Source organism: Ruegeria sp. (assembly GCF_965199275.1).
In the GTDB taxonomy this organism is placed as follows: domain Bacteria; phylum Pseudomonadota; class Alphaproteobacteria; order Rhodobacterales; family Rhodobacteraceae; genus Ruegeria.
Genome location: NZ_CBDAQX010000033.1, coordinates 1 through 20,803 on the forward strand (window position 1 = coordinate 1; position 20,803 = coordinate 20,803).

Below are 20,803 nucleotides of genomic sequence, written 5' to 3' on the forward strand. Positions count from 1 at the left end.
TCCGCACCCTCGCGATCTGCACCTGCAACCCGCGCATTCACCGCCGCAAGATTGGCCGCTGTCACACCGGTCACACCCGCCGTGGTGTAGGTATCAACCGTCGGCGCTGGATTGTTGGCGTCATCATCAGCGTAATCCGCGATAGCGCCCAGTGCTGTTGCCGCAGCCGCAGCCGCCGCAACATCGCCGTTGGCCAGCGTAACCAGTGCATCCAGTTCAGACACCGTGTCCGCACCCTCGCGCGCCACCCCGGCAACCCGCGCATTCACCGCCGCAAGATTGACATCTGTCACACCGGCCACACCTGCCGTGGTGTAGGTATCAACCGTCGGCTCAGTATTGCTCTGATCATCGGCATAGGCCACGATGGTCCCCAGTGCTGTTGCCGCAGCCGCTGCTGCCGCAACATCCCCGTTGGCCAGCGTAACCAGCGCATCCAGTTCAGACACCGTGTCCGCACCCTCGCGCGCCACCCCGGCAACCCGCGCATTCACCGCCGCAAGATTGACATCTGTCACACCGGCCACACCTGCCGTGGTGTAGGTATCAACCGTCGGCTCAGTATTGCTCTGATCATCGGCATAGGCCACGATGGTCCCCAGTGCTGTTGCCGCAGCCGCTGCTGCCGCAACATCCCCGTTGGCCAGCGTAACCAGCGCATCCAGTTCGGCCACCGTGTCCGCACCCTCGCGATCTGCACCGGCAACCCGCGCATTCACCGCCGCAAGATTGACATCTGTCACACCGGCCACACCTGCCGTGGTGTAGGTGTCAACCGTCGGCTCAGTATTGCTCTGATCATCGGCATAGGCCACGATGGTCCCCAGTGCTGTTGCCGCAGCCGCTGCTGCCGCAACATCCCCGTTGGCCAGCGTAACCAGCGCATCCAGTTCAGACACCGTGTCCGCACCCTCGCGCGCCACCCCGGCAACCCGCGCATTCACTGCCGCAAGATTGGCATCCGTCACACCGGTCACACCCGCCGTGGCGTAGGTCGCCGCCGTCGGCGCAGGATTGCCCTGATCATCCTCGGCATAGGCCGCGATGTCGCCCAAGGCATTCTCGCGGTCAATCGCCGTCACAGTCGCAGCGTCGCTATCCGCATCACCACCGCCGGGTCCATCGGGGGCAGCAGGTGGGGTGCCGCCGCCATTTCCAGTGTCAGGTCCCTGGGCGGGCGTCGTGCCCGGGTCGGTGGTCTCTGTCGATGTTGTATCTGTTGGTGAGGTCTGGTCTGTACCATCACCGGTTGCCGACGAGGATATCGCCGCGTTCACGACGCCCTGAACCACTGCAGTCGCCGTAGCGATGCCATCCGCGCCCGCTTCGATCAGTTCCTCAAGCGTGGCCGCGCCGCCCAAATCACCCGCTGCAATCGCCGCATTCACTGCGTCGAGATTGTCAGCCGTCACACCGGTCACGCCCGCCGTAGCGTAGGTATCAACCGTCGGCTCAGTATTGGTTTGATCCTCGGCATAGGCCGCGATGTCGCCCAAGGCATTCTCGCGGTCAATCGCCGTCACAGTCGCAGCGTCGCTATCCGCATCATCACCACCGCCGGGTCCATCGGGGGCAGCAGGTGGGGTGCCGCCGCCATTTCCAGTGTCAGGTCCCTGGGCGGGCGTCGTGCCCGGGTCGGTGGTCTCTGTCGATGTTGTATCTGTTGGTGAGGTCTGGTTGTTGCCATCGCTCTTCGAACTCGATCCACCGCTACTGGTTGCAATGGCGGCGATTGCACCTGCGCCGAGAATTCCCGCAGCGATCAGGCCCGGATTGATTGCGGCCAGTTCGACACCGGATTGCGTTGAAAGCGTCACGTGATCGTTGTCGGCAAACCCGGCATCCGCATCCGCCCCATGGGCTGCAGACAGCGCCTCAACCTCCTCCTGCGTCGCGCCAAGTAGCTCCGCAATATCCGCAACGGACCTCGGCTCAACCTCGATCAGGGAACCGTCCGGCGCGAGGCTGATCTCGAACAGATCCCCGCTCTCCGGGTCCTGCGCGACCAAAACACGATCACCCGTGTCAAAAAAACCGGCAATTTGAACCTGGCGACCATCCTGGTAAACAATCACAAGGTCATCACCTTGCCGGAAGGTGCGTGCGATCACGTTCGGACCAAGCGGAACCAGTAAACCCTGAACCCCTTCAGGGAATACAATCACGGATTGAGACGCAGACGCGCCAGTCGATACAGTCGAAAGTTGTGCTTGGGTCATGGTGAGGGGGTCTCCATAAGAAAGGGTTGATTACAGCATGTGTCTTGCCCGCCAGAGCGGGGATGAAGGGCAGTCGGAAGCCTGATGACAGTGGGATTGGCAGAGGGCGCGCCTGAAGCAGCGACGAAAGACAGCGAAGGCTGCCTCAATCGGGCCAGCAAACGCTTTGTTTTCTGTCTTGTCCAACAAAGACGGAAGCAGCAGGACAGCCAGAGAGCCAAAGGGGGTGGCAAAGCGTGCCCCCGAAGCCGCGACGACTGACACGCAATGAAACCTCAACCATTCCGCACAGACGCGATGTATCGAGGTCGTGCAGGTTTCCCTGCGCTGGAGCGCCAACGCGCCTGCAGCCGCATGCCGGCTCAAGGTCTGCCGGACACATGCAGCACAACACAAACGAAAGCTTGCGCGAGGCACAAAATCGCCAGCGCAACGACAGGGATCACAATATCGGAAAAGCCCGAACCGGGCGCGCTCTACCCGCCGTGAGACCGCGCCCCAATCTGACAGGCCCTCAACAGACATGAAGCGACGAGCGACGAGCGACGAGCGACGAGCGACGAGCGACGATATCGCCCACCTGCGCATTGTCAAGCGTGTCGCTAACACGCGATATGTCCGGTGTATGTAACATGCGATCTGTCCGGTTCTATTCTGTCTCTGAGAGGAGGCGTTATGAACCGAGCAGAAGTGTTACAGGAAGTTCGACTGATGAAGTTTGAAGATGTGTATTCGCGGCGAAGCGCGAACAAGCTGACGCAAGAACAGGCGGCTGAGATACTGGGTGTATCCGTGCGCACCGTCAGGCGTTGGGAGGATCGATTTGAGGCGGATGGTGCAGAAGGTCTGTACGACCGTCGGCTTGGCAAACTGGCCAACAATCGTGTTGCCACGGATAAGGTCATGGAGATGCTTGAACTGTTTGATACCAAGTACTGGGATTACACGCCGAAGCATTTCCACGAGAAGCTGGTGGCCCACCATGGTTTCACACAGAGCTACAACTGGGTGCGGCTTACACTGCAGCGCCACGGCCGGGTTCAGGCAGCACCCCGACGAGGTGCCCATCGGCGCAAGCGGCCCCGCCGTCCGATGGTTGGCATGATGTTGCATCAGGACGGCTCCAGCCATGAATGGGTTCCGGGTCAGTGGTGGGATCTGATCGTCACCATGGACGATGCCACCAACCGGGTTTATTCGGCATTCTTTGTCGAGGAAGAAGGGACGATGAGCAGTTTTCAGGGGCTGACAGAGGTGATCGAGGCGCAAGGTCTGTTTTGCTCGCTCTATGCCGATCGGGGCTCTCATTACTGGCATACGCCCGAAGCGGGCGGCAAAGTGGACAAGGACAATCTGACCCAGGTCGGGCGCGCCTTGCAGCAACTCGGCATTGAGCTGATCCCGGCCTATTCACCGCAGGCCCGTGGACGGTCTGAACGCATGTTTGGCACGTTCCAGAACCGATTGCCGCAGGAACTGCGGTCCCATGGGATCACAACCATTGAAGAGGCCAATCAGTTCCTGAAAGAGGTCTATCTTCCCGAACACAATGCCCTGTTTGCAAAGGAGCCGGAGGATACGACCTCGGCCTTCGTGCCGTTTACAGGCAATGTGCGCGACACCCTGTGTGTGCAGGAAGACCGCGTCGTCGGCAACGACAATACGGTGCGCTACAAGGGCCTGGTCATGCAGATCGCGGCAGACAGGCACCGTCATCATTTCGTCAAGGCGAAGGTCAGGGTCCACGAATACCCCGATGGTCAACTGGTCATCTTCCACGGCCCGAGATGCATTGGCCGCTACCAGCCTGACGGATCACCCATCACACAGGAGGATAGCAAACACAAAGTCGCGTGACCCGCTTCGACGTGGCGCGAACGCGGTGGCCCAAATCTACGGTCGCCTACGGCTCCCTCCGAATTGGGCCACCGCGCAATCAACTGAAGCGGACAATTGGCATGTTACCTACACCGGACAATTCAGAATGTTCTCGACAGCGCTGATCTGCGCAAAATCCCCATCCCCATACTGCTCTCTTTGTTCGCCGCGTTTATTGACGAGCCGCAATCAAAGGTTGCAGAAATTTCCCACAGTGTCAAAATATTGTCAGAACTGCGGCTGAACTGTGGCAAAACCCAAGGCCAGCCAGGCATATGCCCTTCAAGACGGTCCCATCAATGACCAGGCATATTACGATCCAACCGCCAGAACGGCCCGCCCTGAATGGCAAACTGGAAGGGGCTTCCAATAAACCGGACGCCTCCACGCATCATAAGACAGGCAAAGCGCTCAGCCAGACCACAACAGCCCGGCAATGCGCGCCCCGACCCGCTCGGCTGCGGCCTCGACGTCCCTGTCTGCGCTGTGGGCATAGCGCAGCGTCATCGTGACCTGGCTGTGACCCAGGAGCTTCGACACCACCGGCAGGGGAATACCCGCCATCACAGATTGGCTGGCATAGGAATGTCGCAGGTCGTGCAGACGCACGTCCTCAATGCCGATCTCCCGTCTGATCCTGTACCAGAGCCTCAACTCTCCCGAGCCGGGCCGCGCCGGGTTGCGCGGCGAGGGGAACAGATATGCCCCGGCTCCCCTCATGCGCCTCTCAACGATGGCGCGGGCCTCGGCGCTGAGATACACAATCCGCGGACCCGTCTTGCTGTCTTCCAGCCTGAGGCGGCTGCCATCGACCTCGCTGCGCCTGAGATGGGTGATTTCCGATTTGCGGCAGCCCGTGAGCAGCAGAAGCCGGATGATGTCAGCCTGCACGCCAGTGCGCCCTGCGCTGTGCCGGTCAAGCGCCGCGTTCAGCCGCGCGATTTCATCCCGCGACAGGAACCGCGTCAGCTTGGCGCGCCGGTTCGGAAGCACAAAACCCGCCGGGTTGCTGTCGATGAGGCCGCGCTCAAGGGCAAAGTTCAGGCTCTGGCGCAAAAGTTTCAGCGCATGGTTCGCGCCGCCGGGCGCAGAGGCGCTATAGGCGGCAAACCAGTCCTCGATGATCTGTCGCGTGATCCGGTCAATCCGAAGCGCTCCGAACGCGGGCAGAAGCTGCCGCGCCAGAATGTGATCCCGCCCCCTGACCGTGGATGGCTTGCAGCGCGTGGACCATGTCTTGTGCCACACATCCAGCGCAAAGCCCCGGTAGGTGGGCAGGTCCCGGACCGGCGCGACCCCCTCGACCTGCAACCGGTGACATTCCCGGCGCGCGGCGCAGGCGGGCATCAGTTCAATCCGGCCCAGCGAGACCTTGCGTCCCGCCACCGTGCAGGTCCATGTCTTCGTCCCCGTGGGATAGACCCGAAGGCTCAGGGACGGCACCGCGCTGTCCTGCACGCAATATTCCCGCGCACACGGTCTGAACCTCCGTGCCCGCGCATCCGTCAACCGAACCTTGCTCATGGCCGGGTTCCTCCCCCTGTTCCTCTCCGCGTTCCTCCGAGAACCGCCCCCATCGCGGCGGCGGCATTCTCCACATCACTTTGCGTGTGATGGGCGTATTTGAGGGTGGTTTCGGGGCTGTTATGCCCAAGAAGCCGACCCGCTGCCAGAACGGTTTCCCCGCTCGCGATGGCCGCACTTGCATAGGAGTGCCGCAAATCATGCAGGCGCACATCTCTCAGACCGGCCTGCACGCGCAGCCTGAACCATGCCCGGGTGAGCGTCGCACCCGGCATCGGGCCCGCACCCCGGACGGACGGAAACACCCAAGGCGATGTGCGGGCAAGCGCGTCAAGGACCCTGCGCGCCGCCTCCGACAGCCACACCGTGCGCGGACCCGTCTTGCTGTCGCGCAGAAAGATATGCCCGTCGCGATACTCTGCCCAGCGAAGTGTCCTGATCTCGCTCGACCGGCATCCCGTCAGCGCCAGCAGCCGAATGAGCGGCACGGCCGGGGATGGGGCCGCGCAGCACAGCGCCGCGCCAAGGCGTCCGAACTCGGCCTCCGACAGAAACCTCTCCCTGTTCCTGCGCCGGTAGCGCCTGATCCCCTTGCAGGGGTTGGACCCTTCCGGGCGCAGCCCGTCCATCTCGGCCACCGTCATGATGACCGACAGCACTGGCATCGAGCGATCCGCCGATACCGGCGTTGCGTGCATCGCGGCAAACCAGTCCCGCACGTCCTGCCGCGTGATATCCGCAATGCGCTGCCCCGCGAAGCGCGGAAGAATGTGGTTCTTGAGATAGCTCCGGTTGACCATGAGCGTGCCCGGCTTCCACTGTCGGCCATGGCGGCGGAAGGCCTCTTCCGCAACGCTCTCAAACAGCATCTCCCCGTCGCGCTGCCCCGACCGGAGCGAGACCAGCAGGGCCTGCGCCCGCGCGCGGGCCTCGGCAACCGACATAGTGGCCGGATCGCCCAAAATCTTCCAGACACGCTGCCCCTCGTGCTGGCTGTGCAAAAAGAACCGCTTCCCGCCGCCGGGCAGAACCCTGACACCAAAGCCCGCAAGGGTGGTGTCTCTGACATTGCGTGTGGTTTTTCTGGCGCGCAGGTCGCGCACGCGCGCGTCCGTCAATCTCGGCATAATATCCCTCCATCCGGTTGCAATCCCGGACAAAACCACGCAGGGTTTCGCCCGAAACCTCGACATAGAGAGGATAAAACATGCACTGTTTCAGTGATTTAGAACCGAAGGTGCGGCGCTCGGTGTAAAGCCAAAAAAACCCAAAATCAGTGTTACTGTGTGGCCCAAGGTAAAGCCTGTGACGCGGGCGAGTAGGCTGTGCAAGTTCAAGGCACCGATGATCATACAAAGTACAAAGAGAACATGATCGGGACCTTCCAAAATGTGCCGAATTCCCTCAACAAAAAAAGTCGAAGCGGCTGCGGTCGCTGATCCGGAAACATCAACCGGGCTATGCATCAGGCCCCGTGCACGAAATGTACGAACATCCTGCCCGTTATAGTCGAGGATCAGGTTTGCCGTTTCTTCTTGTCCAGGAAGCCCCGGATTAGAAGTGTAGGATACACTGTATGTTCCAACCTCTCCCGTCACAAAGCGCAGATGAACGTCAACCATCAACTCGCCAACGTAAATCTCCTTATTTGTTGGCAAAACATCTTTTGGCGCAAGTGCCGAACGCGCCTCATCAAGCGTGGCAAATCCAGGTTCTTGCCCCAACGGGTGTAGCGTTATCGAAACGATTTCTGCCCTTTGTCGGTGCCCGTCGACAGATAGCACAAAGCCGTTTTCAGCAATACGAGCCAAACCGGATGGGTTTTTGTGAAATGCGAGCTGATCCAAGTAGTGCATGAGCACGCCATCTTCGATCAGATTGTATGTGTACGGAGCCGGTGCAGGCAAACCGTCCGTACCTTCTGGACCGACGAGTTCCGCAACCAAATAAGGCATCGGAAGGCGCAAATAGACATCAAGTCCATCTTCTGAGTGAGCCACATGATGAATGCGGACATTCTGGTTGAGATTGAAATGCGCCTCTGCTCTGCCCGCGCACAAAAAGATCATGGCAAACAAGAACGTGGCAAAAAACAACCTCAAGATTGGCACTGAATTATCCTCCTGTTTTGGAGCTGATAATCGTCAGGTCATCAAGCATCCAATGATCACCGTGACGCGAAACGTCTAGCAAGCCACGATAAGAAACCGCTTGCCTGTGTAGGTGCCCCCAATGACCTCCGCTTACACGGGCAGTCCAATTGGCGAGGACCTGATGCTGATTTCTGTCTTCGCCGGGCGTGAAGCTCTCGACGTTCAGGTCAGAAATCGCTTCGACGCGTGCCATGGCGCCAGAGGGTAAGGTAACTGACAAGCCACGACGCATTTCGGTTTGAACCTTGTCGCGATTGACTGCCTCGACATATGGCTCCATCGCCGCGACGGCATTGTCATTTCGCGTCTCAAGCATGGTGGTTCCGATGTTGGTCACCAGCCCTTCTACGATTTGATGCGTCGCGATCTCGTCCGGATCGGGCGCTGTCGATGGGATTTTCAGCGAATATGTGACAATCGCAGCGGTGCCGAATGCCCCAGTCAGCCCAAACAAGATCAGACGCTGACCATTTGCTCGCTGAAACGAAAAATAGGCGCATATTAGACAAAGAACGCCTAAGCCAAACGCAATCGAAGGCACCTGAGCTACGCCTGCGACTTTGACAACGACCGGGCCCGTTTTTGGGTTTGTCCAAGTTTTCAGGTGATTGTTCCAATTTATAACGGGGTCAGTTACATAAATCTGCGAGGGGACCGCCCCAGCCGGATCGGAGAGGGTAATCGGGATAACATCCAGACCATCTGGGAAAAGTTCCCATGCCAGATCAACTCGGTTCGGCAAGGTCTCAACCGGATAGGAAAGGACAACGCCCAGTAACAGCGTCTTTCGGTTTGCCTCCGCCTCATCCGGAAGAACACGCAAGCCTTCGGCCCCAACTTCGATACCTGAGACCTCTACCGTTTCCGGTTTCATCGGCTTGCTGTCTACGGCGAGCGGGTTTTTAGTCGCAAGAAAGTCCGATACGCCAGACTTGATCCTGGCGACATCATCTGGAGTTAGTCGCTCTGCGCCACCCAAGCCCAGATCGGCCCAAGTCTCAAAGTCTTTCAAACGCAATATGATCTCGTGCCGGACGACACGCGGTTCCATGGCCAGAAAGGACATCATCGGGGACTTGTGGTGGCGGGTGAGATTTGGGTTTTCAAATTTGCTAAACCACGGATCTTTCCAATCTGGCAGCATGGTCTCAGCCTGCGACAGATAGCGATAATCTGTTACTGGAACGCCCATGTGCTCGGCCACAACGCCAAGTGAAGCCAACGGAATCCCGTCTGGACTGAGTGGGGGAATGAACGTGATCCGTTCAGGCTTGCCATTGAACGGAAACTCCATATCCACGAAGACGACATTTTCGCTGCGCGGTCGCAGTTGATACAGAGCGCTCGCTGCTGTTTTCCGGGAAATTCTGGGGCGCACATCAATCGTATTTGTTGTGCTGGTCAATTCCTCTTCATCTGCCCAGATCTGAAGGTTTCGACCCGTACGCTCAGCCAGCGACGTTCCCGAACCATCATCTGGAAGGACAAATATGGGATAGTCGCTCAAATCGACCTCAAGGAGAACCCGCACATGATCAGGCTGCACCGAAAGCTCAACAAAGTTCGGCGCGGTTTCTCCGCCGTAGGGGGACACAAGATCAGCAATCGATGGGTTTGCGCCAATCGCAAAACTGGCGAGCGCTGAGCCCACCCAAGCCCATGTCTTGCTGCATTCGCCAATCTTAGAAATGAAACGAGACGGCAGCATAGATACCATTTTGGTCCACATCATAGGCAAACTCCCCGCCCGAGCGGTCAGTGGAATAGTCAATTCCATAGAACTGATAGCCAAACCGCAGAGACGTGTTCTCCCAGCCTTTCCAGTCAAACCCAGCCAGAAGCAGGTATTGCAGGTCATCGCCATTCACACCGAAGCCACTAAGTTCAGCGCGGCTGGCGAAACTCCATTTATCGTTGATTTCCATCGCATAGCGGAGCGCGATCATTGGCTCGAACCAATCCTCTGTTCCGCCCAGCGTTACGCCGGGCCCAGGACCCGCAATGTCGATTTCTTGTTTAAGCCGGTTCCACTGAACACCGACGGCTACATCTGCTGCATAGCGTCGACCCGAAGCATTGACCCCGTTCGCAAACCGGTAAGCCCCCTGAACGTTTACAAAGGTCTGACGGACATCAACATCAACGTTTGCATTTCCACCCGGTAAGGTTCCGTCCTCACCGAGCCGTACGTAATAGACCTCAGAGATGATTCCGAAATCACCGCTCCAACCTTCATAGCGTACTGAAGCTGCGCCTTGCAGCACGTCCAGCACCTCACTCAGGCTCAGGTCTAGATCGACGCTGGTACCATCAATGGTTGATGTGCCAGTCGTGCTGAGCGGAAGGAACAGATAGGGCGTGATTGAATGTCGCCAACCGACGTCGCCATCTTCAGAACGTGCAAGTGACTGGGCGTTTGCCGCGTTGGAGATCGCGATAAGCAACCATCCAACACAGACCAAATAGCGAGAGATAAATGAGGTATGTCGCATAGAGAATTCCGATCATAATTGAAAGAACCGGCGCGTGTTGAAGTCGCGCCGGTCAAATTTGATATTAGTTGTCACCCGGATACGGGAATTCTTGGCCCAACACTTCTGACGCTTCCTCGTAGATCGGACGCAAGACGTCATCTACGTCGTCAACACCCCCGAGAGTGAACTCTGAGAACGTCAGAACATCTTGCGGCACACCATGTAGAAAAGCGTGCAATTTTGACCCCCTAAGCGGGGAAATCGGCGTCCAAATTTGACCCCTCCCTATGGTTGTAGACATCCTTTTCATTGAGCAGTCGATGGAGAGGCAAGCGGGATGATTTGCGTGGAAACTATTAGAAAAGTGCGTCGCTTACACCTGATCGAAAAAAAGAGCATCAAGGAAATTTGCCGTTCGCTCAATTTGAGCCGTGCAACGGTTCGAAAGATAATCCGATCGGGAGTGACGGAGTTCAAATATGAGCGCAAATCGCAGCCATACCCGGTGCTCGGGCCTTGGCGCGCGCGTCTGGATGAAACGCTTGAGGAGAACGAGGCGCTTCCGAAGAAACACCGCAAGCGGATGACCAAAATCTGGAAGGAACTCTCCGATGATGGTTTTGGCGGCGGGTATGACAGTGTTCGACGCTACACAAAGAATTGGCGCATTGCGCACGGCCGACAACAGGCGCAGGCGTTCATCCCGCTGATCTTTGATCCTGGGGAGGCGTACCAGTTCGACTGGAGTGTGGAGACGGTTTTGATGGACGGTGCACTCACGACCGTGAAGGTTGCCCATTTCAAACTTTGCCATAGCCGCATGCCATTCTCCATTGCCTATCCGCGCGAGACGCAGGAGATGGTCTTTGATGCCCACGACGAGGCCTTCAAATTCTTTGGTGGAGGCTGCATCAACGGGATCTACGATAACATGACGACCGCCGTCGATGCGATCCTGTCGGGCAAGGAAAGAAAGTTCAACAAGGCATTCTCCCGGATGTGTTCTCATCATCTGGTGAACCCGATCGCCTGTACGCGCGCGGCCGGTTGGGAGAAGGGTCAGGTTGAGAATCTGGTCAAGGAGAGCCGCGCCTATAGTTTTACACCGCGTCTGGAGGTGGCCGACTTCGATGAATTGAATGCCCGGCTGCAAAAAGACGCGATCAAACGCGCAAAAGAACTGCGGCATCCGGAAAACCTGGAGGTGACGGTCTGGGAGGAGTTCCAGCAGGAAAAGCCGCTGCTGACGCATCTGCAGAAGCCCTTCGTCGGGTTCCGTGAAAAGACGGTCGCCGTGAGCCGAACCTGCCTGATCAACTTCGAAAGAAACAAATACAGCGTTGAGGCAAGAGCTGTTGGACGTCAGGTCCAGTTGCAGGTCTACGCCACGCGGATTGTCCTGCGCCAAGACGGTGAGATTGTCGGAGAGCACGAACGGTGCTTCGGCCGAGGAAAAACGATCTTCAACCCTTGGCACTATGTGCCCGTCCTCAAGCGCAAGCCTGGCGCTCTGCGCAATGGAGCACCGTTCCGTGACTGGGACCTACCACCGGCAATGACGCAGATCTGGACCCATCTGCGGGGCACATCCGACGGAGACCGGCAACTTGCCGATATTCTTTTCGCTGCTTACCAGCACGACATTGATGTGGTCGAGGCTGCCTGCGAAGAAGCTCTAAAATCTGGCCTGCGCAAGGCCGATGCGATCCTGAACATTGTCTCTCGGCGCACCAATCCCCCGCCGCCAAAGGCGATTGAGCCGCCTGCCCACCTGCAGCTGAAAATGGCACCGATCGCGGATTGCGCTCGCTATGACAGGCTTGGAGGCTCCCATGCAACTGCGTAAGGAAATTCTCGAACTTGCCCGTCAACTGAAGTTGCCAGGCATCGTCAACTGCTTTGACGAAGTGATGCAGGCCGCAGCCAAAAACAACTGGCGGCCCCAACAGGTCGTGGCCGAACTCCTCACGGCCGAACTGGCCGAAAAGACTGCGCGCTCGATCCGGTATCAGATGGGTGCCGCAAAGTTCCCGGTCTGCAAGTCCTTACCTGAGTTCGACTTCACGGTCAGCCCCGTCAACGAGGAAGTCGTGCGCAATCTTCATGACGGCGATTTTATGGACCAGGCCAGGAATGGCGTGCTGGTCGGTGGAACCGGATCGGGCAAAACGCATCTCGCAACAGCGATCGGGGGCCACGCGGTCAATAACCGCCGGCGGGTCAGGTTCTTCAGCGCTGTGGATCTCGCGAACAAGCTGGAGGCTGAACATCGCGAAGGCAACGCCGGGCGGCTCAGCGAGCAGCTGATCCGCGTCGACCTCGTGATTATAGACGAACTCGGTTATCTGCCGTTCGCAGAGTCTGGTGGACGATTACTCTTCCATCTCATCAGCAAACTGTACGAGCGAACGTCTATTCTGCTAACAACCAACCTCGCATTTGCTGAATGGCCGAGTGTGTTCACAGATGCCAAAATGACCACTGCTCTCCTGGATCGACTGACACACCATTGCGATATCATCGAAACCGGGAACGAAAGCTGGCGAATTAACCACCGCGACTAACCTCGAAATCGGGGAATAAATTCAAAACAGACAGCAGGTCAAACCTTCAGTCGAGCTACGCTCTCTTTTCGGTTTGACCTGCTGTCCACCCCCTCCTGAATCAACCTAAACACGACCCCCTCAACGCCCCTCTTAGCTCCAAGGGGGGGCAAATTTGGACGCCGATGGGGGGTCATTATTCAATGCCGATTGACACACCAGCCTTTTCAGAGAAATTGACCCTATCCTGCATGTCTGGTGCTTGCGCTGGAGCTGCCAATGGCGGTGCCCAAGTTCTTTCTTCGGTCGCGGCCATGCGGATGGTTATGTCGTCTTTGGTGACGTTCCAGACCATAAAATCGTCTGCGAGACTGAGCGGCCCATCATAGGTCGACCTAATGCGCTGGTAGACCGAGTTGACGGTGTCGAAATCGTTGAAGAAGTGATACGCGACGGCCAGTCTTGGTTGGATGTCACTCATCACCTTACCAAAGGCTTCAGGTGCTGTGTGGACTTGGGTTCCGACCAGCAATGCCGATTCAGGTGTAAACTTCATCTTGGTGACCAGTTCAGGTACGGCGATGAAACACTCGTGGATCGCGAGATCTGCGTTCTTTGCGTATTCCTTGAACCATTTGTTCGGATAGGTGTCCGAGCTGAACACAAACTTCAGCCCATTCCATTCCAAAGCATAGCTAACCGAGCCATCAATCGCGTGGATCGCTGGGAAGGAGCGGATCGTTACGCCATTGTTCTCATAGACCACCTGGTTTTCACCCTTGTAGTCGAATTCGTTGATTTCCAAGCTGTACCCGCGAAAATCGGTATTGCCGGCACGCGCGGCTAGGTCCCAGGTCAACATTCGGCGCATATTTTCAAGCGCATAAGCTGTCCCTAATTCCTCTACGGGCCCGCTTGGCCCCCAAACCCGCAACGGAACATTTCTGCCCATCAATGCGCCACCGATGAACAGGTCATGCAACGCGCCGAAATGGTCAGTATGAAGATGGCCGATAAAGACCTTGTCCAAATAATTGTACGGGATTTGCAGGGAAGAAATTCGCTCGGCCGATCCCGAACCAATGTCGAACAAGAACTTGTCTCCGTTGCCTAGTTCCACAAGGAAACACGCAGCAGCCTGAGCAGCCCGCGTTGTCGGCATTCCGGTTCCACACGCGATGACCCGCATCTCGTCTTCGGCGAGATCTTCAGTATTGGGGTAGTACACATCGCGCGGACGATCACGCACCATTGTCGGAGAAACTTCCTCTGTTTCCTGCGCGTACGCTGCCGAAGGGGCGACTAAACCGATGACTGCGTCAGTGACAGCTTCAGGAGAAACAGCCCAAGCGCCAAAAATCGCTCCAATTACGAAGTGCTTGCTGAGACTTCTGTAGTTCATACGTTTGGCCATGTGTCATCCTCCAGTCGCTTGGTAGATTGGCAAGCTGGGAATGCGGAGTTTCGCACTCCGGCTCGCTGTTTTGGTTTCAAGTCTACGGTTTAGGTGACATTCACGTAAGTGACTCACGGTGAATAACGGGGTGACTCACGTGCCGTTAAATGCAAAAATACGAATGTGGTACGACAATCTGAAAACATCTCGGACGATGAGAAGCGCGCTGCCCTCGGCAAGTTGATTGCTGACGCTCATCTGGATGGATCCGATAGGCTTCAGGCGTTCCTGACGTATATCGTCGAAGAAGATCTCGCTGGTCGAGGAGATCAAATTCGCAGCAAGACGATCGCTCAGGATGTTTATGACCGCGATACTTCAGAGGGGACCGATCCGGAAAACATCGTTCGCGTCGATGCACGGCGGCTGCGTCAGTTCTTGGAGCTGCATTACGAGGGTATCGGAAAGGATGATCCGGTACGACTGTGTATCGATAGCGGTGGATATAGGCCGCGGTTCGAAACTGTCTCAGAAACCAGTGGGGTATCAATCTCAACAAAAGCCAAACGCTTTGGACTGCCCATAGGGGCGTTTACCATTGGGGCCGTCGTTGGTGCACTAGTTGCAGTCGGTCTTGCCCAAGATGGACAGGAAACCGCTTTTGCCGAAGTGAGTGGTTTACCTGCAACTGACTCGAACGCGTATTTGCAGCGCGTGGCTATTTACGAAAAATCCCCAGCCGCATTACAAGCATTCAATTTGGCGGCACAAGCACGGACAATGATCTTTCCCATCTTCGACCGACAACGCCAGCTACTGGTTCTGTCCGTATTCGAAGGCGTGATTGAGATAGATCCAGAATATTTCGGTGGGTATGCCGGTGCAGCGCAGGCACTCGCGTCCCTTGCGGTGATAACTCCGCCGTCCGATGCCAAGACCGAATATGCTGAAGCCGCCATGAAGCTGGCGAACCAAGCGGTTAGCCTAGCCCCAGACCAAGCCTGGAGCCAGTCTGCTAAAAGCTGGGCCAATTTTGCCAATCGGGACTATGACGCCGCGCTGCAACTCAGTAGACGGGCTTCAAAACTTGATCCAAATGATGGTGCGGTACTCGACTTTCTTGGCGCTGTGGCAATGTTTTCGGGCGAATTCGAGGAAGCAATTGCAACGGCTGACAGACTCTCTCTGCTAGATTCCAGTAACCAACGATTTGCCAACAGAAATATCTCGGGCGCGACTTACTTTCATCTTGGTGAGTATGAAAAGACCGTAGAGCGCTTTGAAGAGGCTAAGCAGCTTGGCGATCCGCTCAGCGCTCCTTCACTAGCCTATGTAACGGCAGCGTTGTCAGCCATGGGGCAAGACCATGCGGCTAAAGCCAAACTGGCTGAACTTGAGCGTGCATGGCCGGACGCGCCAATAGGTGTAATGCTTAAAAGCATCCACAAAGACGTCGAGAACGCAGAAGCCGTGCTACGCGAGTTGCGAAAACAAGGCTGGGTAAGCCCAGAACGATAGGGTGATGGATAAAAGCGGGTAGCAGTGCCAAGGCAACAAAAATCTCTGCTGGCACGAGTGCTCAGGTCGAAACAAACTTCACTAGTGCAGAACCGAGATTGGTATCGGAAATCCAAGTAAGAGACGTTCTGTGCGACTTTGCAAAGTCAGCTTCCTTCGCTAAGCAGAACTTTTCTGGTGTTCTCAGCGAGCGCAATTGCTCAGTGCTTGAAGGCCAAGTTGGAGCAGCAGCAAAGCTACACCAGGAGCACACTCAGCGCCTGTTTCTCAAATGGCGGGAGAAAGACGATCGCCACGAAGGCCGGTACGACTCGCCTCGGGAACCTGTAAGCGGACGGCCAACGCGTCCCGGTGCGCATTTATGCCTGGGGCTGCCTATCCCAGATCGGGAGTTTTTGAGTGAGGCCTATCTGTCGCAAGTTTTGCGACCTTATGCGAGAGCAGAGTACTAATGTCGCCAGATCTTTTGGAGGCATTTGTAAGAAGGGCACAAGCGAGGACACTGGATTGGGTTCATGCCAACGGATACAGGCATTCATGTTCCTATGATGCCAAGTACGGGTTTTGGCACAAGCGGCCACTATGAAATCGACAGGGCGACCTATCATCACGGCTTTGAAATAGCAGAAAGTGAGCTCGGATTAGAGTATTACCCACATTCTGAACCATATCCAGGGCAGGATACCTGGATGTTCATCGGCGCAGAGCTGATACCGTAGGCTACAAATGAAGCCGATAGCTCTTCTCAAGATTACATCAAGCAAAAGCCTAATGCCGATCATTTACTAGAAGTCGTGCCACCACGTCCTCACTCGCGCGGGTACGGGCGATTTGACTATAAGTTCATATTGATTGGCGGTGAAGTGTTCCTGTCGGGTGCCGCAGTTTCCGTACGGAATGCAGCTGATATGGTGGTGGCAAAATATGACAAAGGGATCATAGGGCATAACACCGATACTAAGCGTGATCGTTTGAGAACAGGTATCGCCGCTGCACTCAAACGGGAAGGCAAATGGGCGGAAGACGATGATCTCTCCAGTCTGCTCCAAAAGTATCCAACCTAATCCAAGGCGCTGACGATAGGCTTGTGTGAAGCTTCAAGCGATTGGACCGCAATTGGAGCAGCAACATGAAACTTACCGATGAAAGACTTCTGTCGAGGGTAGAGTTGGAAGACTTATTTGGGATCAGCAAGCGCCTTCTTGAAAGCAGGGCAGGGACTGCGACTGGTCCCCGCTTTTTGCGAGTTGGCCGCCTGGTCCGCTACAAAGTAGCAGACATCCGTGCTTGGATCGAAGAAAACACGGTGTAGGCGAGCGCAGATGGAAAACAAGCAGAACAAACCCGCTTTTGGCAAGTTGCGGTTCACCTGGAAACGGCTGGTCACCGAAGATAGCGACCTGTTACGTTGTGCCAAGCAAATGGCCAGCTGTTTGTGTGATAGCTTCGTGAACAAACATACGGGGCGCTGCTGGCCAAAAAAAGCAACACTGGCAAAGCGTTTGAGCGTCAGCAAGAGAACAGTGCAGCGATACATCAAGACGCTGGAACAGGCAGGGTACATTCGCCGGGTCAAAGTTCGGAATGCGTACCGGGCGCACCAGATATGCCTGCCCGACTTAAAGGGTGACAGCAGGGTTGACCGCCTGTACCCCCGAGAGGTGACATTGCTGTCGCTCAAGGGTGACACAGCTGCCACCCCCAATAAGAACCAAGTAGAGAACATAGAAGGCACCAACGCGGTTGGTCGTCCTATGTCCTCTCTTCCGATTTCCGATACTGTGAGCTGTGCTCTGGAGAGTTGGAAGCTCCGGCTAGGAAACCACTGGACGAGTGATGTCTTCGAGCTCCTGCGCTTGCTTAGGAAAGCAAGAAACTACATGCTGCCGACGCGCTTTCCGAAACACGAAGACGCAGCTCGCTACCTCGCATTCTTCAATCGGGTCAACGCGACGAACGGCAAAGAGCTCAGCTAAGACCGGTTACGCTGCGCCATCGCATTGCTGGGCTAAATCCTTTAGGGGGGTATCAAAAGTTGCGGGCTTTAAGCCAAGGGACCGGCGGGGGCAGTCAAATTTTTCCGCGTGAAATTTTAAAAGGGGGGCAAACCGAATTGGAGCGGAAACCGGTCGTTTTATTCATCCGCAACGGTTCCATAATGGAAAGTCAAAGGCAGACGTTAAAATAGTGTGATCGCCTTTCGCGAGGCTGATTTGTCAACAAATGTGTAAGCGTAACGAGGTGCTCACCCATTTTTTGCCTCGCGCGCTAGCCCCTGCGCTGTCAGATTTTCCTTATCGTAACAGGGATAAGGATTTTCTCCATGGAGTCGATGACGGAGTTCCTCCGCTCGTTGGGCGTTGAGTATCAAGTTGATGGCCGTCGCCGATGGTCGCATGATGCGAAGGCATACATTGTTGCCGAGACTTTGAAGCCGGGGGCGACGGTAAAAGCTGTGGCTGGTAAATTCGGGGTCAATGCGAACCGATTGTCGGAATGGCGTTGTCTGGCAAAAGATGGGAAACTGGTGCTTCCAGCTCCGGAGCCTGATGAACATGTTGAGTTTGCGCCCGTGGTTCTTTGTGACGGTGATGAGGCAAGTGTTCAGCCGCAGGTTCGCCCGCCATCGTCACCAGCGGAAAAGGTCGAGATCGTTTTCCGCGGGGTGTCGATCAATTTGGGCACCGATACATCGGCACAGCGAATTGCCGAGATTGCCCGAGCGGTTGGGGTTGTTGAATGATTTTCCCTGCACAGAAGTTGCGCATTCTGGTCAGCACACAGCCGGTGGATTTTCGCAAGGGTCATGATGGCTTATGTGCTCTGGTGCAGTCGGTTCTGCGGGAAGACCCGTTCAGCGGGACGGTGTTCGTATTTCGCGCGAAGCGAACGGATCGGCTGAAGCTGGTTTTTTGGGATGGGTCAGGTCTGGTTATGGCTTATAAGCGTCTGGAAGATACAGACTTCGTCTGGCCTGCTATTCGCGATGGGGTGATGACGCTGAACAGAGCACAGTTTGAGGCGCTTTTTTCTGGTCTGGACTGGCGGAAGGTCAAACCTGTCGAGACGCGGCGGCCAACTGCGGCAGAGTGAATCAGGCGGTTGATTGGGCAGGATTTAGAAGTTCGGGCTGTGTATGCTCGCAGGTATGACTGCCGACTCCAATGGTTTCAATCTTGATGCTCTGCCCGCCGAACATAAAGAGGCTGTTCAGGCCTTTGTCGAGGACAATGCACGTCGGGTTGCCGAGTTGGAGGAACTGACAACCAAGCAGAGCGCCTGCATATCAGATCAGGGGGCGCACATTGCAGATCAGGCCCAGCAAATATCGGATCAAGATCGGCAGATAACGGGTCAAGACCAACAGATTGCAGAGCAAAACGCTTTGATCCTTCGTTATGAAAGCCTGATTGCGGAATTGAAGCGGGCGCTTTACGGCAAGAAATCGGAAAAACTAACTCAGGACGAGCGTAATCTCGGGGCCGAAGATCTTGAAGTTGCGCTCAGCGAGGCGGAGGCCTCAAGCGAGGCAGCCACTCAATCCTGTGACAAAGAGAAAAAGGCAAAGCCCAGGAAAGCGCCTGAGCGCAATATCGGCAATCTGCCTGAAGATCTGCCGCGGATCGAACAGGTGATCGAACCTGACAGTGTTGAATGTCCGTGCGGATGCGGCGCGATGCATAAGATTGGTGAAGATCGCAGTGAACGGCTGGACATCGTGCCCGCGCAGTTGCGTGTGATCGTAACGGTCCGTCCGAAATATGCCTGCCGGTCATGTGCTGGAGGCGTGAAACAAGCACCGGGACCATCGTGGCTGATCGAGGGCGGACTTCCGACCGAAGCGGCCATCGCGCACGTGTTGGTCAGCAAGTATGCAGACCACCTTCCTCTGTACCGTCAATCGCAGATACTTGTGCGCTCTGGCATCGACATTCATCGCGCCACGCTCGCGGGCTGGGTCGGAAAGGCCGCGTTCCACCTCAAGCCGGTTGTTGAGCGGCTGGCGGAACACCTGAAGTCTTCGACCAAACTGTTCATGGATGAAACCACGGTCCCAGTCCTCGATCCGGGAGAGGGTAAAACGAAAACCGGTTATTTCTGGACGTTGGCACGTGACGACCGATCCTGGAGGGGCGATGCACCACCAGGGGTTGTTTATTTCTATGCACCCGGTCGGGCTGGCGAAAACGCAGAGAAGTTTCTCAAGGGGTTCAACGGTGTTCTGCAGTTGGATGGGTATCAGGGGTATAATCGGTTGATGCGGCCAACGCGGAAAGGGGGCTCTCCGATCCGAGCCGCCTATTGTTGGAGCCACGCTCGCCGCAAACTGAAGGAGGTCTTTGACCGCGACAAGTCCGGGATCGCAGCAGAGGGCTTGCGTCGGATTGCCGAATTTTACGCAATTGAAACTGAAATTCGGGGCCTTCCACCCGAACAGCGCCTGTCTGCGCGCCAGACACAAACCGCGCCCTTGGTTGCCGAGTTCGGCACCTGGCTTCAGGAGCAGCGCCTGCAGGTCTCTAAAAAATCCAGACTTGGTGAAAAGCTCAACTACATTCACAAACATTGGGACGGCTTGCAGGTCTTTCTCAGTGACGGCCGGGTTGAGATCGACTCCAACAACGTCGAAAATCTCCAAAGACCAATTGCCCTTGGGCGGAAAAACGCACTGTTTGCGGGTCATGATGAAGGCGGCGCCAGTTGGGGCCGTATCGCATCTCTGATACAGACCGCGAAGTTGAACGGCGTGGAACCCAATGCATATCTGACCTCAACGCTCCAAAAAATAGCAGCCGGTCACCCCCAAAGCCGTATCGACGAGCTCCTGCCATGGAACTTTCAAAAGTCAAGCTGAAATGCCATGTGTGTGCCTCGTTACGCTTACACAAATGTCAGCAATGCGCAAAAAGCAGACTTTGCAAAGTTCAGTGTGCAGTAAACAGCGGTTATAGCTACAGGTTCAAATACGACGACGCATCTTCATCAGACCAGTCGTTTGCTTCATCCACCAAATCGAGTGGCGGGCGCGCTCGTGATATGGAGGCATTTCACTCAAAGAGGTTGTTTCTCAGCGATACCCTTAGGGATCTAAGCGAAA

General features: G+C 56.3%; 17 protein-coding genes. 10 read left to right on the forward strand and 7 right to left on the reverse strand.

Features of this window, described 5'->3' with window-relative positions; genetic code table 11:
* A partial coding sequence (locus ACOERD_RS28430) for a hypothetical protein (RefSeq protein WP_419741252.1) occupies window positions 1-2,219 on the reverse strand: 2,219 nt, incomplete at its 3' end.
* 675 nt (window positions 2,220-2,894) lie between these two features.
* Between ACOERD_RS28430 and ACOERD_RS28435 the strand changes: the two genes are divergently transcribed.
* Window positions 2,895-4,076 carry an ISNCY family transposase gene (locus tag ACOERD_RS28435; RefSeq protein WP_419737631.1) on the forward strand — a complete coding sequence of 394 codons (1,182 nt, stop codon included), beginning with the start codon at window positions 2,895-2,897 and terminating at the stop codon, window positions 4,074-4,076.
* Between the two features lie 432 nt (window positions 4,077-4,508).
* On the opposite strand, the gene ACOERD_RS28440 is transcribed toward ACOERD_RS28435, so the two are convergent.
* The 5 genes from ACOERD_RS28440 to ACOERD_RS28460 all read right to left on the reverse strand — a co-directional run bounded on the left by ACOERD_RS28440 (window position 4,509) and on the right by ACOERD_RS28460 (window position 10,266).
* The gene (locus ACOERD_RS28440; protein ID WP_419740133.1) at window positions 4,509-5,555 is read right to left on the reverse strand and encodes a tyrosine-type recombinase/integrase; all 1,047 of its coding nucleotides are present in this window, start codon (window positions 5,553-5,555) and stop codon (window positions 4,509-4,511) included.
* Window positions 5,556-5,617: 62 nt separating this feature from the next.
* The gene (locus ACOERD_RS28445; RefSeq protein WP_419740329.1) at window positions 5,618-6,748 is read right to left on the reverse strand and encodes a tyrosine-type recombinase/integrase; all 1,131 of its coding nucleotides are present in this window, start codon (window positions 6,746-6,748) and stop codon (window positions 5,618-5,620) included.
* A 90-nt stretch (window positions 6,749-6,838) separates the two neighbouring features.
* Window positions 6,839-7,732, reverse strand: a complete 894-nt coding sequence (locus tag ACOERD_RS28450; protein ID WP_419741253.1) for a HupE/UreJ family protein — start codon at window positions 7,730-7,732, stop codon at window positions 6,839-6,841.
* A 4-nt stretch (window positions 7,733-7,736) separates the two neighbouring features.
* The gene (locus tag ACOERD_RS28455) at window positions 7,737-9,506 is read right to left on the reverse strand and encodes a hypothetical protein (RefSeq protein WP_419741254.1); all 1,770 of its coding nucleotides are present in this window, start codon (window positions 9,504-9,506) and stop codon (window positions 7,737-7,739) included.
* Window positions 9,457-10,266, reverse strand: coding sequence for a hypothetical protein (locus ACOERD_RS28460; RefSeq protein ID WP_419741255.1), 810 nt, complete (start codon window positions 10,264-10,266; stop codon window positions 9,457-9,459). The genes ACOERD_RS28455 and ACOERD_RS28460 overlap by 50 nt, the downstream gene beginning before the upstream one ends.
* 319 nt (window positions 10,267-10,585) lie before the next feature.
* On the opposite strand from ACOERD_RS28460, the gene istA reads away from it, so the two are divergent.
* Together istA and istB are read left to right on the forward strand one after the other, a co-directional pair.
* The gene (istA, locus tag ACOERD_RS28465; protein WP_419737605.1) at window positions 10,586-12,094 is read left to right on the forward strand and encodes an IS21 family transposase; all 1,509 of its coding nucleotides are present in this window, start codon (window positions 10,586-10,588) and stop codon (window positions 12,092-12,094) included.
* On the forward strand, window positions 12,081-12,812 hold the full coding sequence (gene istB, locus ACOERD_RS28470; RefSeq protein WP_419737606.1) for an IS21-like element helper ATPase IstB: 732 nt from the start codon (window positions 12,081-12,083) through the stop codon (window positions 12,810-12,812). The genes istA and istB overlap by 14 nt, the downstream gene beginning before the upstream one ends.
* A gap of 175 nt (window positions 12,813-12,987) precedes the next feature.
* Here istB and gntH read toward each other — a convergent pair whose 3' ends face one another.
* The gene (gene gntH / locus ACOERD_RS28475) at window positions 12,988-14,205 is read right to left on the reverse strand and encodes a guanitoxin biosynthesis MBL fold metallo-hydrolase GntH (RefSeq protein ID WP_419741256.1); all 1,218 of its coding nucleotides are present in this window, start codon (window positions 14,203-14,205) and stop codon (window positions 12,988-12,990) included.
* A 165-nt stretch (window positions 14,206-14,370) separates the two neighbouring features.
* On the opposite strand from gntH, the gene ACOERD_RS28480 reads away from it, so the two are divergent.
* From ACOERD_RS28480 to tnpC, 7 genes are all read left to right on the forward strand, one after another.
* The gene (locus ACOERD_RS28480) at window positions 14,371-15,705 is read left to right on the forward strand and encodes a tetratricopeptide repeat protein (RefSeq protein WP_419741257.1); all 1,335 of its coding nucleotides are present in this window, start codon (window positions 14,371-14,373) and stop codon (window positions 15,703-15,705) included.
* An 848-nt stretch (window positions 15,706-16,553) separates the two neighbouring features.
* Window positions 16,554-16,769, forward strand: a complete 216-nt coding sequence (locus tag ACOERD_RS28485) for a hypothetical protein (protein ID WP_419741258.1) — start codon at window positions 16,554-16,556, stop codon at window positions 16,767-16,769.
* Between the two features lie 65 nt (window positions 16,770-16,834).
* Window positions 16,835-17,017: a helix-turn-helix transcriptional regulator gene (locus tag ACOERD_RS28490; protein WP_419741259.1), complete on the forward strand. Its 183-nt coding sequence runs from the start codon at window positions 16,835-16,837 to the stop codon at window positions 17,015-17,017.
* A gap of 10 nt (window positions 17,018-17,027) precedes the next feature.
* Window positions 17,028-17,681: a helix-turn-helix domain-containing protein gene (locus ACOERD_RS28495; protein ID WP_419741260.1), complete on the forward strand. Its 654-nt coding sequence runs from the start codon at window positions 17,028-17,030 to the stop codon at window positions 17,679-17,681.
* A gap of 356 nt (window positions 17,682-18,037) precedes the next feature.
* Window positions 18,038-18,448: an IS66-like element accessory protein TnpA gene (gene tnpA / locus ACOERD_RS28500; RefSeq protein ID WP_419737609.1), complete on the forward strand. Its 411-nt coding sequence runs from the start codon at window positions 18,038-18,040 to the stop codon at window positions 18,446-18,448.
* The gene (tnpB, locus tag ACOERD_RS28505; protein ID WP_419737608.1) at window positions 18,445-18,798 is read left to right on the forward strand and encodes an IS66 family insertion sequence element accessory protein TnpB; all 354 of its coding nucleotides are present in this window, start codon (window positions 18,445-18,447) and stop codon (window positions 18,796-18,798) included. The genes tnpA and tnpB overlap by 4 nt, the downstream gene beginning before the upstream one ends.
* A gap of 55 nt (window positions 18,799-18,853) precedes the next feature.
* The gene (gene tnpC / locus ACOERD_RS28510; RefSeq protein WP_419737621.1) at window positions 18,854-20,560 is read left to right on the forward strand and encodes an IS66 family transposase; all 1,707 of its coding nucleotides are present in this window, start codon (window positions 18,854-18,856) and stop codon (window positions 20,558-20,560) included.
* The last annotated feature ends 243 nt before the right edge of the window (window positions 20,561-20,803 follow it).